At 61.3% G+C, this 14,179-nt stretch carries 15 protein-coding genes; 13 read left to right on the top strand and 2 right to left on the bottom strand.

Annotated features, from left to right (window positions below):
- Position 1 precedes the first annotated feature (1 nt).
- Positions 2-676 (bottom strand): NAD(P)-dependent oxidoreductase, encoded by a 675-nt coding sequence (locus tag AC5SSZ_RS01330; protein ID WP_495436369.1) that lies wholly within the window; start codon positions 674-676, stop codon positions 2-4.
- Between the two features lie 108 nt (positions 677-784).
- Complete coding sequence (locus tag AC5SSZ_RS01335) at positions 785-1,246, bottom strand: winged helix-turn-helix transcriptional regulator (RefSeq protein WP_495436371.1); 462 nt, start codon at positions 1,244-1,246, stop codon at positions 785-787.
- Between the two features lie 144 nt (positions 1,247-1,390).
- Between AC5SSZ_RS01335 and AC5SSZ_RS01340 the strand changes: the two genes are divergently transcribed.
- From AC5SSZ_RS01340 to AC5SSZ_RS01400, 13 genes are all read left to right on the top strand, one after another.
- Positions 1,391-2,317, top strand: coding sequence for an alpha/beta hydrolase (locus AC5SSZ_RS01340; protein WP_495436373.1), 927 nt, complete (start codon positions 1,391-1,393; stop codon positions 2,315-2,317).
- Positions 2,318-2,433: 116 nt separating this feature from the next.
- The gene (locus AC5SSZ_RS01345) at positions 2,434-2,964 is read left to right on the top strand and encodes an SRPBCC family protein (RefSeq protein ID WP_065271252.1); all 531 of its coding nucleotides are present in this window, start codon (positions 2,434-2,436) and stop codon (positions 2,962-2,964) included.
- 139 nt (positions 2,965-3,103) lie between these two features.
- Positions 3,104-4,033 (top strand): ABC transporter ATP-binding protein, encoded by a 930-nt coding sequence (locus AC5SSZ_RS01350; RefSeq protein ID WP_065271251.1) that lies wholly within the window; start codon positions 3,104-3,106, stop codon positions 4,031-4,033.
- Entirely contained in the window at positions 4,030-4,791 is a 762-nt protein-coding gene (locus AC5SSZ_RS01355; protein WP_274829696.1) for an ABC transporter permease, read from the top strand. The genes AC5SSZ_RS01350 and AC5SSZ_RS01355 overlap by 4 nt, the downstream gene beginning before the upstream one ends.
- Before the next feature lie 162 nt (positions 4,792-4,953).
- A complete protein-coding gene (locus AC5SSZ_RS01360; protein WP_065271249.1) occupies positions 4,954-5,751 on the top strand; it encodes a S49 family peptidase in 798 nt (265 codons plus the stop codon).
- 171 nt (positions 5,752-5,922) lie between these two features.
- Positions 5,923-6,882 (top strand): calcium/sodium antiporter, encoded by a 960-nt coding sequence (locus AC5SSZ_RS01365; protein WP_274829695.1) that lies wholly within the window; start codon positions 5,923-5,925, stop codon positions 6,880-6,882.
- Complete coding sequence (locus AC5SSZ_RS01370; protein WP_495436377.1) at positions 6,854-7,693, top strand: SDR family oxidoreductase; 840 nt, start codon at positions 6,854-6,856, stop codon at positions 7,691-7,693. Before AC5SSZ_RS01365 ends, AC5SSZ_RS01370 begins: the two co-directional genes overlap by 29 nt.
- A 291-nt stretch (positions 7,694-7,984) precedes the next feature.
- Complete coding sequence (uvrC, locus tag AC5SSZ_RS01375) at positions 7,985-9,877, top strand: excinuclease ABC subunit UvrC (RefSeq protein ID WP_495436379.1); 1,893 nt, start codon at positions 7,985-7,987, stop codon at positions 9,875-9,877.
- A 69-nt stretch (positions 9,878-9,946) separates the two neighbouring features.
- The gene (locus tag AC5SSZ_RS01380; protein ID WP_274829692.1) at positions 9,947-10,558 is read left to right on the top strand and encodes a DUF922 domain-containing protein; all 612 of its coding nucleotides are present in this window, start codon (positions 9,947-9,949) and stop codon (positions 10,556-10,558) included.
- Between the two features lie 127 nt (positions 10,559-10,685).
- Positions 10,686-11,357 (top strand): CDP-diacylglycerol--glycerol-3-phosphate 3-phosphatidyltransferase, encoded by a 672-nt coding sequence (gene pgsA / locus AC5SSZ_RS01385; protein WP_065271245.1) that lies wholly within the window; start codon positions 10,686-10,688, stop codon positions 11,355-11,357.
- Positions 11,357-11,602, top strand: coding sequence for a molybdopterin converting factor subunit 1 (moaD, locus tag AC5SSZ_RS01390; RefSeq protein ID WP_495436382.1), 246 nt, complete (start codon positions 11,357-11,359; stop codon positions 11,600-11,602). The genes pgsA and moaD overlap by 1 nt, the downstream gene beginning before the upstream one ends.
- Positions 11,603-11,605: 3 nt before the next feature.
- On the top strand, positions 11,606-12,052 hold the full coding sequence (locus AC5SSZ_RS01395; RefSeq protein WP_065271243.1) for a molybdenum cofactor biosynthesis protein MoaE: 447 nt from the start codon (positions 11,606-11,608) through the stop codon (positions 12,050-12,052).
- 192 nt (positions 12,053-12,244) lie between these two features.
- Positions 12,245-14,167, top strand: a complete 1,923-nt coding sequence (locus AC5SSZ_RS01400) for an FAD-binding monooxygenase (protein ID WP_495436385.1) — start codon at positions 12,245-12,247, stop codon at positions 14,165-14,167.
- The last annotated feature ends 12 nt before the right edge of the window (positions 14,168-14,179 follow it).

A 14,179-nucleotide genomic window follows, 5' to 3' on the forward strand; every position in this document is an offset into this window, starting at 1 on the left:
GTCAGCCGGGCTGCATGGCCGGTGCGGGCGCCGTCCAGGCTGCGGTCAGGCGGCGACGGGCGATTTGAGGCGCTTCGGCAAGATCCAGCATCGCCACCGCGAAATCCGCATAGGTGATCTGCGACTGGCCTTCTGCGTCGGTGACCAGCGTATCGGTGCCAAATTCATAGTGGCCGGTCCGTGGCCCCGGCAACAGCATCGCAGGCGGGCGCAGGCAGGTCCAGGTGGCTGCGGTGTCTTGTTCCAGAAGCGCGTCCTGATCGGCGCAAGCCTGCGCGATGGGGCGCACTGCGTCCGGCAGGAAACCGGGGGCGCTCAGAACCGTGTGGCCGCTGTCATCTGCCAACTTCAACAGCGCCGCGCCGCCAGTGATCAGCGCGGGGATCCCCGCTGATGCAGCCGCGTTCAGCGCGGCGCGGGTGAGGGGAACCAGGTCACCCTCGTGCCCTGCAGCGGGGCGCAGGGCGCTGATCACCAGATCATGTCCGGCTGCGGCATCCGCTGCCGCGTCGGGCTTGCCGAGAAGGTCGAGCGAGAGGGCTTCTACGCCGGAGGGTAGGGGGCCGAGCCGACTGGTATCCCGCGCTACGGCTGTGATGTGGTGGCCGCGGCTCACGGCTTCGCGCAGGGTGGCGCTTCCGACATCGCCGGTGGCGCCGAAAAGAATGATTTTCATAAGCGAACTCCTTTTGTCTCGTCGTCGAGATATAATGTAAAAGTCTTGACGTCAAGATAAGTGTCGTCAAAGCAGTCCGCTCTCTTTGCACAGGTGCCGTTCAGAGTATCAGTCGCTGGGCTTGGCTGGGTCTCGGTAGCGCATCAGAACCGTCCGGTGGTTCAACTCCTGTCCGGTGTGTCGGTCGGTCACTACCGGTTCGATCTCCTCGCCGCCGTCCCTGAGGATAAAGGAGAGGGGAGAGGGGGCCTCACTGGGAAGATTGCTGCGCGCCCAGTCCTGCAAGGCGAGCATCACCGGGGCAAAGGCCTTGCCCGATTCGGTTAGTCGGTATTCGTGACGCAGGGGGCGTTCCTGATAGGGGCGGCGCTCCAGCAGGCCCATCGCCTCAAGCCGTTTCAGCCGTTCGGCGAGCAGATGCCGGGTGATCCCGAGGCTTTTCTGGAAGTCGTCGAACCGGCGCACACCCAGGAAACATTCCCGCAAAATCAAAAGGGTCCAGCGGTCACCCACCACCCCCATCGCCCGTGCCACCGGGCAGGCGGCCTCTTTCATGTCATGCCATTTCATGAGGCAGTTCTAGCATGGATTGACAAGGTTCTCAAATGGAACTGATAATGAGTTCCAAATAAGAACTAACTATTGCGGCAGCCACGCAGGCCTCGCGAAATCCCGGGCTGCAGCCGCCGCGCGCCGACATCAGGAGGACCAGCCATGGTCAGTGTCACATCGAATGCAACGCCCAAACGCCGCCCGCCGCCCGCCCTGGCGATGCTCCAGCGGGCATCGGGCATGTTGGAGGCTATTTCTCCGGCAGCAGCTTCTTTGCTGCTGGCGACGCTGTTTACCCGGCCAAGACGGCAAAAGTTGCCGAAACGGGAACGGGACTGGCTGCTGGCAGCGGCTGCGCGGCCCCTGAGGCTGCAATCGGGGGTCGAGATTCCACTTTATGAATGGCGCGCGACGCCGCGTGGCCATGGTGTCCTGGATGAGGCGCCTCTGCCGACCATCCTGTTGGTACATGGCATGTCGGGCCGGGCCGGGCAGCTCGGCGGTTTCGCGGCGCCACTGGTCAAGGCCGGGTTCCGGGTCGTGGCCTTTGATGCGCCCGGTCACGGGGCGGCCCCCGGGCGCCGCAGTTCGCTGCCGGAAATGCTGTGGGTGACCGAGGAGGTCGCTGCCCATCTGGGGCCGTTGGCCGGGATTGTCGCCCACTCCAATGGCGCGGCAGCCACGGTGGCCGCACTGTCGCGGGGCCTCCGGGTGCGACGGGTTGCGCTATTGGCGCCGCCGACGGATCTGGCGGCCTATCTGGGCAAGATCGCCCGGCTTCTGGGCTTTGGGTCCAAGGTGGCAAAAGGCGCGCAGACCCGGCTGGAAAAACGTTATGGTCTTCCATTCGATGCGCTGCGCGGCACTGATCTTGCCCGTAGGTTGGCGCAACCGTCCCTGATCGTGCATGACAATGCGGACCGTGTGGTGCCGACTTCGGAAGGGCGTGCCTTGGCGGACAGCTGGCCGGGGGCGCGGTTGCATGTGACCGCGGGGCTGGGACACGGCAAGATCCTGCGGGATGACAGTGTGATCGCCCGGGTTGTCGAACATCTGACACCTGAGGTCGCGTCGGTCGAAGAGGAGTGATCAGGGGGTGCCCTTTGCACCCGCGTGACGCTTCCGTCTTGGCAGACGGCAGGGTGGCGGCTAGGTCTGTAAGGGATAAGAGACTGCCGACACCCGGCCATAACGGAGGACCCGCCATGCAGATGAGTGATCAGAAGGAAATTGCCGCCCCGCCGACCGAGGTCTACGCCGCGCTGCTGAACCCCGAGGTGCTGAAAGCCTGCGTGCCTGGCGCCACCGAGGTAACCGGCTCCCCGGAGGAAGGCTTCGAGGCTTCGGTTACCCAGAAGGTCGGGCCGGTCAAGGCGACCTTTAAGGGGCAGGTGACCTTGTCGGATCTGGTTCCGGGCGAAAAGCTGACCATCGCCGGTGAAGGCAAGGGCGGCGCGGCCGGATTTGCCAAGGGCGGCGCAAAGGTGAGCCTAGAACCCTCTGATGGCGGCACTATGCTGAGCTATGAGGTCGAGGCCAAGGTCGGCGGCAAGCTGGCGCAACTGGGCAGCCGGATCATCGACGGCTTTGCCAAGAAGATGGCTGATCAGTTCTTCGTCAACCTGCAGACCCATCTGGCGCCCGAAGCGGAAAACGCTGGGGAAGACGGCGCCGAGGATGGCGGCGAAGAGGGTGAAGGCAAAAAAGGCTGGTTCAAGAAAATGACGGGCGGTTAAGGGGCGGCTGATCGGCGCCTGACCGTAGCAGCCGTAGCCTTTCTCTCTGCGCTGGCGCACATGCAACTGCGCGCCTGACCACTGGTGGCTGGATCAGTGGCTGGATAGCCTGCGCTCAACGAAAATATGGGGAGAGGCCATGTCAGCGATCCTGTCTATACGCGATCTGCGCAAGACTTACGAAGGTGGGTTCGAGGCGCTGAAAGGGGCCTCTCTGGAGATTGAAGAGGGCGAAATCCTTGCCTTGCTCGGGCCGAATGGCGCGGGCAAGACAACCCTGATTTCAACCGTCTGCGGTATAACCACGCCCACATCAGGCAGCGTCACCGTCGCCGGGCATGATATCCTGCAGGAGTTCCGCGCGGCGCGGCGGCTGATCGGGCTGGTGCCGCAGGAAATCAATCTGGAACCGTTTGAAACGGTCTGGAATGCGGTGCGGTTTTCACGCGGCCTGTTCGGCAAGCCCAAGAATGACGCGCTGCTTGAGGAGATCCTGAAGAAACTGTCCCTCTGGGACAAGCGCAAGAGCCAGATCAAGGAATTGTCCGGCGGCATGAAACGCCGGGTGCTGATCGCCAAGGCGCTAAGCCACGAGCCGCGCGTGCTGTTCCTGGATGAGCCCACCGCCGGTGTCGATGTGGAACTGCGCAAGGACATGTGGGAGGTGGTGCGCGAGCTGAAGGCCGATGGCGTCACCATTATCCTGACCACCCATTACATCGAAGAGGCCGAAGCCATTGCCGACCGGATCGGGGTGATCACCAAGGGGCAGATCCTGCTGGTGCAGGAAAAGGCTGATCTGATGGCGCAGATGGGCCGCAAGCAGCTGGAAGTGCAGCTGACATCGCCGATCACCGAAGTGCCCGAGGCGTTGGCAGCACATGGGCTGGAACTGGGCGCGGACGGGCGGTCACTCATCTACAGCTACGACACAAGGGGTGAGCGGACCGGCATCACCGCGCTGCTCAACGATGTGGCTGCGGCCGGGCTGGTGCTGTCAGATGTGGTGACACGCCAATCCAGCCTTGAAGATATCTTTGTCGGTCTTGTCGCGGGAGAAGAGTCATGAACTGGATGGCGGTTGCATCAATCTATCGCTTTGAAATGGCGCGCTTCTTTCGCACGCTGATGCAAAGCTTCCTGTCGCCGGTCCTGTCGACCTCGCTTTATTTCGTGGTCTTTGGCGCCGCCATTGGTAGCCGCATCGACGAGGTCGAGGGCATCGCCTATGGCGCCTTCATTGTGCCGGGGCTGATCATGCTGAGCGTGATCACGCAGAGCATTTCGAATGCCTCCTTTGGGATCTATTTCCCCAAATTCATCGGCACGGTTTACGAGCTGTTGTCGGCGCCGATCAATTTCCTTGAGATTGTCCTCGGCTATGTCGGGGCGGCCGCGACCAAGGCGCTGTTCATTGGGGTGGTGATCCTGTGCACGGCCTCGCTGTTCGTAGATCTGTCCATCGCGCATCCTTTTGCCATGGTGCTGTTCCTGCTGCTGACGTGCCTCAGCTTTGCGCTGTTGGGCTTCATCATCGGTATATGGGCGAAAAACTTTGAACAGCTGCAACTTGTGCCGTTGCTGATCGTGACTCCGCTGGTGTTCCTGGGCGGGTCTTTCTACTCGATCTCGATGTTGCCGCCGCTCTGGCAGAAAATCACCATGTTCAATCCGGTGGTCTATCTGATCTCGGGCTTCCGCTGGTCCTTCTTTGGCACCGCAGATGTTCCGGTGGGAACCAGCCTCTTGGCCATCGGCGGTTTTACCTGCCTGTGCCTTGCGGTGATCTGGTGGATTTTCAAAACCGGCTGGCGCATCCGGTCCTGATCGCTGGGCGATACAGCGCGGGCAGGCGGGCCGCAACATTCGGACGTTTGCCCGGGGTGGTGCGTTGCAAAATTGCCTGCGCACAGGCGCTTTTTCCCTTTGCGGTCGTTTCCCTGCCCCGGGGACCTTGTTTCGGGGCGGGGGGCATTCTACATCGGCGCCATGATCCTGCGCATACCCTTTGTCAAAAAGCCGCCTCTTGTCTCTGTGGTCCGCCTGTCCGGCGCGATCGGAATGCCGGGACGCGGCAGTCTGAGCGATGCGGCGTTGGCCCCTGTGCTGGAGCGCGCCTTTAGCAAGGGCAAGCCTGCTGCCGTGGCGCTGGAGATCAATTCCCCCGGCGGCTCACCGGTGCAAAGTTCGCTGATCGGCGCGCGCATCCGGCGCCTGGCCGAGGAAAAAGAGATCCCCGTGATCGCCTTTGTCGAGGATGTGGCGGCCTCGGGCGGCTATTGGCTGGCGGCCGCGGCGGATGAAATCTGGGCAGATGACAGTTCCGTCGTCGGTTCGATCGGCGTGATTTCCGCGGGCTTTGGTGCCCATGTGCTGCTGGCCCGTCAGGGGGTGGAGCGCCGGGTCTACACGGCAGGCGAAAGCAAATCGATGCTGGATCCGTTCCGTCCTGAAAACCCCGAAGACGTGGCGCGCCTGAAAAGACTTCTGAACGATATTCACACCAATTTCATCCATCACGTGACCAGCCGTCGCGGCGATGCGCTGAGCAAGGATGAACCGCTGTTTACCGGCGAGGTCTGGCTGGCCCGGCGGGCAACCGAACTGGGCCTGATTGACGGGATCGCGCATCTGCTGCCGAAACTGAAGCAGCGCTACGGCGACAAGGTGCGGATCCGCCGTTATGGCATGAAGCGCCCGTTCCTGAGCCGGTTCGGCATGCAGATGGCACAGGATGCCCTGGGTGGCCTTGAGGAACGCGCGGAATTCGCGCGGTTTGGCCTCTGACGTGCTGCTCAAAATCGTTTCCATTTTCCTGGTTGTTATGGCGGTTATGGCCATGTTCGGAAAGCTCCGGCTGCCCGGGCACAAGCAGCTGAAATCTGCGCGTTGCCCGTCCTGCGGACGCTTTAGGATTGGCAAAGGGCCCTGCGCCTGCGGAAAAGGAGGACCACGGCGATGATGCCTTGGTTGTATTGTGGACTGGGCCTGGTGATCCTGCTGCTGGCCGGGGACGCATTGGTGCGCGGGGCGGTGAACCTGTCGCTGCGCCTTGGCGTTCCGGCCCTGATCGTCAGTCTGACCATCGTGGCCTTTGGTACCTCGGCGCCGGAACTTCTGATTGCCATCAGCGCGGTTATGGAAGGTGCCGACGGCATTGCGATGGGCAACGTCGTAGGATCCAATACAGCCAATATCCTTCTGGTTCTGGGCGTGCCTGCCATTCTGATGCGGCTGGATACCAGCAAATGCGCGACGCAGAAGAACTATGTTTACATGCTCATCGCCTCGGTGCTGTTCATCGCGCTGGCTTTTGTCGGGGTGTTCACCCTGTGGTCGGGGCTGATACTGCTGGCGGCGCTGGCGATTGTACTGGGCGGCGCATTCCGCGAGGCACGGGCACACCGGCGCAACCGGAATGGGAACGCGGAGGCAGCGGATGATCTGGAAGAGATCGAGGAAGCCGACCCCGACATGCCGTTCTGGCGTATCGGCGTCTACCTTGTCCTCGGGCTGGTCGGCCTGCCACTGGGCGCGGATTTGCTGGTAGACAATGCCACGATCATCGCGCGGATGTATGGCATCAGCGAAACCGTTATTGGTCTGACGTTGGTGGCGATAGGAACCTCCCTGCCGGAACTCGCCACCACGGTCATGGCGGCGCTGCGGCGGCAGGCGGATGTCGCGCTGGGCAATGTCATCGGCTCCAACATGTTCAACCTGCTGGCCATCATCGGTGTGGCAACCTTTGTCGGGCCGATCTCGGTCGATCCCGAATTCCTGCGCTTTGACCTTTGGGTGATGCTGGCGGCCTCGCTGCTGATCTTTCCTTTTGTCTTTTTCAAGATGGACATCACGCGCCGGTGGGGTGGTCTCTTGACCGGGCTTTATGTGCTCTATCTGTGGGTTCTGCTCTGACCACAGAAGCAGGCAGGCAATCAGGGAGGCATCCATGCGGGCTTTGGTGACAGGAGCGGGCAAACGTCTGGGGCAGGCGATGGCCCTGAAACTGGCCCGGCAGGGGTTCGACGTTGCCGTCCATTACGCGACCTCTGAGGCTGAGGCGAAAGCCACTGCCGATGCGATACGGGGCTTGGGGCGGCGCGCTGAACTGGTGCAGGCTGATCTTCTGTGTGAGGCTGAAGCCGTAGAACTACTGCCTGCGGCGGCCAAGGCATTGGGCGGCCCGATCACCTGCCTTGTGAACAACGCCTCCATCTTCGAGCATGACAGTTTTGAAACCGCGACGCGGGAAAGCTGGGACCGGCATTTCGGCAGCAACCTGCGTGCTCCCTTCGTGCTGACGCAAGCGATGGCCGCACAAGAGGTCGAGCAGCCGTTTGATGAGAACAATGAGCCGCAGGCCTGGGGGCTGGTGGTCAACATGATCGATCAGCGGGTACGGCGGCTGACGCCTGAGTTCAGCAGCTACACGCTGGCAAAATCCGCCCTCTGGACGCTGACACAGACGGCGGCACAGGGGCTGGCACCCCGGATCCGGGTCAACGCCATCGGGCCGGGGCCAACCCTACAGGGACCGCGCCAGAGCCCGCAGCAGTTCAACGATCAGCGGGCCAGAACCGTGCTGCAGCGGGGCGCCAATCTGGGCGATATCACGGCCGCACTAGGCTATCTTCTGGAGGCGCCCGCGGTTACCGGACAGCTGATCTGTGTCGATGGCGGGCAGCATCTGGCCTGGGAAACGCCGGACGTTGTCGGGCTTGAATAGCCCCTGTCGGACCGGTCTTTGCGAAAAGTTTTGCACCACCAGCGCGATGATCACAAACCCGTTACAAAAGTGTCTTTGTTTTCAAAACCTTGTCAGGCGTCGGAAAATTTTCAAAACGAAATCAAGATCTTGTATATCCGCCTAAATTTTAGGCATTCATCCAAAACCGGTCGAAAACAAGGGAAAACGCTGGATAGCCCGAAGATATCTTCACACTTATCCACAGGAGTGGTGGATTTGTCCGCTCTTGAAACAGGCTGGGAAACATTGCAGCGACATGCGTAGAATCATATGTGTCAGGACATGATTGATCAGACTTCAGACGCATCATCCTCTGAACCGCCGCGCAGCGGTTATGCCGTCATTCAGGACTATGTGAAAACGCTGGATTCCTCGCCCGGCGTTTATCGCATGCTCGATGCCGACAGCCGGGTTCTTTATGTGGGCAAGGCGCGCAATCTGAAGGCGCGGGTGTCGAATTACACCCGGCCGGGCAACAGCCCGCGGATCGAACGGATGATCGCGCTGACTACCTCGATGATGTTCCTGACCACGCGGACGGAAACCGAGGCGCTGCTGCTGGAGCAGAATCTGATCAAGCAGCTGAAGCCGAAGTACAACGTGCTGCTGCGCGATGACAAAAGCTTTCCCAATATCCTGGTGTCCAAGGATCACGCCTATCCGCAGATCAAGAAGCATCGGGGCGCCCGTAAGGAAAAGGGGAGCTATTTCGGACCCTTTGCCAGCGCAGGCGCGGTGAACCGAACGCTGAACCAGCTGCAAAAGGCGTTCCTGCTGCGCAACTGCTCGGACGCAATGTTCGAGAGCCGCACGCGCCCCTGTCTGCAATATCAGATCAAGCGCTGCTCGGCCCCCTGTACCGGGGAAATCAGCGCCGAAGAGTACGCCGCCAGCGTCCGTGATGCCGAGCGGTTCCTGTCCGGGCGCTCCACCAAGATCCAGGAGGAGTTGGCAGAACAGATGATGGCGGCCTCCGAAGCGATGGAGTTCGAGCGCGCGGCCGCCCTGCGCGACCGGATCAAGGCGCTGACACAGGTGCAAACGGCGCAAGGCATCAATCCGCGCGGTGTCGCCGAGGCGGATGTCATCGGTCTGCACATGGAGGGGGGGCAGGCCTGCGTTCAGGTCTTCTTCATCCGGGCGAACCAGAACTGGGGCAATCAGGATTTCTATCCCCGCGTCGATGCCGACAACAGCCCCGCCGAGGTGATGGAGGCCTTCCTTGGCCAGTTCTACAGCAACAAGGAGCCGCCGCGGCAGTTGATCCTGTCTGATGATATCGAGAATGGCGATCTGATGGAACAGGCGCTGAGCGAGAAGGCTGGGCGCCGGGTCGAGGTGATGGTCCCGCAACGCGGTGAAAAGACTGAACTGGTGGCTGGTGCCGTGCGCAATGCCCGCGAAAGCCTGGCCCGCCGCATGGCTGAAAGCGCGACGCAGGCCAAACTGCTTAAGGGGCTGGCGGAGGCCTTTGGCCTAGACGGTCCGCCAAATCGGATAGAGGTCTACGACAACTCGCATATCCAAGGCTCCCATGCGGTCGGTGGCATGATCGTCGCGGGTCCCGAGGGGCTGATGAAGAATGCCTACCGCAAGTTCAACATCAAGGGCGACGACCTGACACCTGGCGATGACTTCGGCATGATGAAGGAGGTGCTGAACCGCCGTTTCTCGCGTCTGCTGAAAGAGGATCCCGACCGGGAAAAGGGGCTGTGGCCGGATCTTCTGCTGATCGACGGCGGCGCCGGGCAGGTGTCGGCGGTGGCGGAGATCATGGAAGAACACGGCGTGCAGGATATTCCCATGGTCGGCGTCGCCAAGGGGGTGGATCGCGACCACGGCAAGGAAGAGTTCCACCGGCTGGGCGAGAATGCCTTTGCCCTGCAGCGCAACGATCCGGTGCTTTATTTCATCCAGCGTCTACGGGACGAGGCGCACAGATTTGCCATCGGCACCCATCGGGCCAAACGGGCCAAGGCGATGGGGGCGACACCGCTGGATGAAGTGGCTGGTGTCGGCGCCAGCCGGAAACGTGCACTGCTGGCCCATTTCGGCAGCGCCAAGGCGGTGAGCCGCGCCAATCTGGCTGACCTCAAGGCGGTGGACGGCATTTCCGAGGCGCTGGCAGAACGGATCTACGACCACTTCCACGCGCAAGGCTAGGCGTCTGATTTTGGGGTAGGGGGGAAACATGCTATTCTGGGCGCGCGTCCCTAGCCGCCCGGAGGAGCCATGGCTGTTTCCCTGACCGTAAAGCCCGTCGCCTACGACACTTATTCTGTGTCCGGAAAGACGCTGCCGGACATTGCCAAAAGCATCAAGAGCAAGGGGCCCAAGGACCCGAACGACAACAAGAAGGTTACCTTTCTGACCACCACGGAGCTGGAGTGCCTGACCGCCAAGGGCAAATACGTGGCGGATGGCAAGGCAAAGATCGACAAGAAGACCGGCTGGTTCGAGGTCACGACCAAGGTTTCTACGCTGAAGCTGATCCTGCACACCACGGTGCGATGTCCGAAACGCTCGGTCAGCGGCCTGTCACCGCGGGCACTGATCGAATGGTACCGTTTTTATGCCTGTTGCCTCGCGCATGAGGGGGAACATCTGATCAAGGCCAAGAAGGAATGCGAGAAAATCGCCAAGGAGCTGGACAAGCTCAAAGGCACCGGGCTGGCCGAAACCGAGGCGGAAGCCCTCAAGCTTGCTCAGGAAGACCTGATGCGGGTCATCAACATCCACATCTTTGACGACCGCAATCGCCTGAACGAGGTGCACCGGAAGTTCGATCATTCCAGTCATCACGGTGAAAAGAAGGGCGCACTTTTGGATACCTCGGTTGGGTGATCGGACGACATTCCCGGCGCAGCGGATCCGCAGCGACACAATTGGTCGCGGCCGGTCTTTGCCGGACCACGTCAAAATTTGATTAAGCCTGCTTTCCACTTGTGAAACAGCCGGATAATGTGCGTCCATGACGTGGACCTTGCCCAATATCCTGACCATCGTGCGGCTGCTGGCTGCACCCGGTCTTGCCATCATGTTTCTCTACTTCAGTCGTCCGCTGGCGGATTGGTTTGCGCTGTTGCTGTTTGTCGGCGCAGCGGTGACCGATTGGTTCGACGGCTATCTGGCTCGTGCTTGGAAGCAGGAGACCAAGATCGGCGCGATGCTGGATCCGATTGCGGACAAGGCGATGGTGGTGATCGCGCTGATGATCCTTGTTGGCTACGCGGCCGAGCATTGGGCTCCCTGGCTGGTGCTGCCCGCGACGGTCATCCTGTTTCGTGAGGTTTTCGTCTCTGGCCTGCGGGAATACCTGGGGGATACGGCTGGCACGCTGAAGGTCACCAAACTGGCCAAGTGGAAGACGACGGCCCAGATGACGGCCATCGCCACCCTGTTTTGCCAAGGGGTGTTCGAGCACTATCTGGTCATGTCCTCCTTCGGGATGGATGATGAGCTTCTGGGGCAGATCCTTGCAGGAGAGGTCGAAGATGTAACCGGCCTCAGATGGAAATTCGAAGGCATGGTCTGGACCGGCCGCATCGGGCTGTGGCTACTGTGGATTGCAGCGGCGCTGACCCTGATCACCGGGGCCGACTATCTGAAAAAGGCCCTGCCATTTCTGAAGGAGACGCGCTGATGGATATCTTGTATTTTGCCTGGGTGCGCGAACGGATCGGCCTGCCGCGCGAGCGCGTCGACACCACGGCGGCAACCGTGTCGGATCTGGTTGAGGAATTGCGCGCACGGGAGCCGCGCTATGCGGCGGCCTTTGCCGATATTTCGGCCCTGCGGGTGGCGCTGGATCAGGAGCTTTCCGATTTTGATGCCCCGCTTGAGGGTGTTCGGGAAGTGGCCTTTTTCCCGCCGATGACGGGGGGCTAGGCGATGCGCGTTCTGGTGCAGGAAGCGTCTTTTGATCTTGGGTCGGTCACCGAAGCTTTTGCCGATGCAGTGGCCGGGGCCGGGGCTGTGGTGACATTCACTGGCGTCGTGCGCGATGCAGACACCGGCGACATGGCCGCGATGGAGATTGAGCATTATCCCGGCATGACGCAGAAGGCGCTGGAAAAAATCGCCTCCGAGGCGATGACGCGCTGGGATCTAGCGGATGCGTTGGTGATCCACCGCTACGGGCGGCTGGAACCCGGAGAGCGTATCATGATGGTCGCAACCGCCGCTCGCCACCGCAAGGACGCCTTTGAGGCGGCCGAGTTCCTGATGGATTACCTGAAGTCCCGGGCTCCGTTTTGGAAGAAAGAGGTCCTGCGGGATGGCGAGGCCGAATGGGTCGCTGCCAAGGACGCCGATGAAGACGCGCTGAAGCGCTGGTAACCCACCACTTCAAGGACATTGAAAGCCTGCATTCGGCCTGTTGGGGGACCCCGGCGGGGCGCTTTCTGCTGCGTACACTTGGGATTTAGGCACGTTGTTCGGCATAAAGTAAGTATGCATATAATAATTGACAGGCAGCGCCTTCAAAATGTAAGTAAGCTTATCAAGTGCCGAGCTCGTGGAGGAAAGCGCATGCAATATCACCTGAACGGATTTCGCCCGGGCGATCCCGCGGTGCACACGGACCTTACCCAAAACGGGGGGGATACGGCGCCACTGCCTGACACGCTGGACGTTTTGATTGTCGGTACCGGCCCCACGGGGCTGGTGCTTGCCAGCCAGTTGGCTGCGTTTTCGGACATCCGGACCGGGATCGTTGAACAACGCGTTGGCCCCATCCAGGTGGGGCAGGCGGATGGGATTGCCTGCCGCTCGATGGAGATGTTCGAGGCGTTTGGCTTCAGCGAGAAGGTTCTGAAGGAATCCTACTGGGTCAATGAAACCTCGTTCTGGCGCCCGGATGCAGAAAACCCCGGCTGCATCACCCGCAGTGGCCGCATTCAGGATACCGAGGATGGCTTGTCGGAATTCCCCCATGTGATCCTCAATCAGGCGCGGGTGCATGATTTCTTTCTGGAGACCATGGCCAATGCGCCCACGGCGATGGCGCCCTGGTACAACCAGCGCATCAAGGATCTGACGGTGACCGGGGACGCGGAGTACCCGGTTACCGTGACGCTGGAGAGCACCGCGCCCGGCCATGAGGGCGAAACCCATGAGCTGCGGGCAAAATACGTGGTGGGCTGCGATGGTGCCCGCAGCCGCGTGCGCGAGGCGATCGGGCGTAAACTGACTGGCGATTCTGCCAATCAGGCCTGGGGTGTGATGGATGTTCTGGCCGTTACCGACTTTCCTGACATCCGCATGAAGGCCACCGTGCATTCGGCGGAAGAGGGCAACCTTCTGGTGATCCCGCGCGAGGGCGGCTACATGGTTCGGCTTTATATCGAGTTGGACAAGCTGAAAGAGGATGAGCGGGTCGCCAGCCGCAATATCACTCTGGACAAACTGGTCGCGGCGGCGCAGCGGATCCTGCATCCCTATACGCTAGAGGTGAAGGAAACCGCATGGTGGTCGGTCTATGAGATCGGTCAGCGGCTGTGCGACAAGTTCGACGACGTTCCGGCCGAAAACATCGACAGTCAGCTGCCGCGCGTCTTCATCGCCGGGGATGCCTGCCACACGCACAGTCCCAAGGCGGGGCAGGGCATGAACGTCTCCATGCGCGACGGTTTCAACCTGGGTTGGAAGCTGGCCGCTGTCCTGCGCAAGCAGGCGGTGCCCGAAATCCTGCACAGCTACTCTGCCGAACGGCAGGGGGTAGCAAAGATGCTGATTGACTTCGACCGTGAATTCGCTCGCATGTTCAGCGCCAAGCCCAAGACCGGCGATGCTGAGGGCGGCGTCGACCCCGAGGAGTTCCAGAAATATTTCGTGCAGCACGGGCGGTTCACTGCCGGCACGGCGATCCAATACGCGCCCTCGGTTCTGACCGGAGCGGACACCCACCAGGCACTGGCCAGCGGGTTTCCTCTGGGCATGCGGTTCCATTCGGCGCCGGTGATCCGGCTGGCGGATGCGCGTCCCTTGCAGCTGGGCCATGTGGTGCGGGCCGATGGGCGCTGGCGTCTCTTCGCCTTTGCCGCGACCGATGATCGGGGGCAGGAAGGCGGCGCTTTGCATGCGCTGTGTCAGTATCTGGAAGGCGATGCCGCCTCACCTTTGCGGCGCTACACGGCAAAGGGGGCAGATATCGATTCCGTTCTGGATGTGCGCGCGGTGCTGCAGCAGGAGCACCGCAGCCTGACGCCGGGGGACATGCCGTCACTGTTGCGGCCTTTGAAGGGACGCTACGGGTTGCGCGATTACGAGAAGGTCTTCTGCCCGGATCTGAAATCGGGGCAGGATATCTTTGACATGCGCGGTATTGATCGGAGCCAGGGCTGCATGGTGCTGGTGCGTCCGGATCAGTACGTGGCCCAGGTTCTGCCACTGGATGCCCATGAGGCGCTCAGCCAGTTCTTTGACGGCTTCATGATCCCGGCAGCGGGATAAGAGAGACGGAGC

This window comes from Phaeobacter sp. CC-HEC084 (assembly GCF_059429255.1).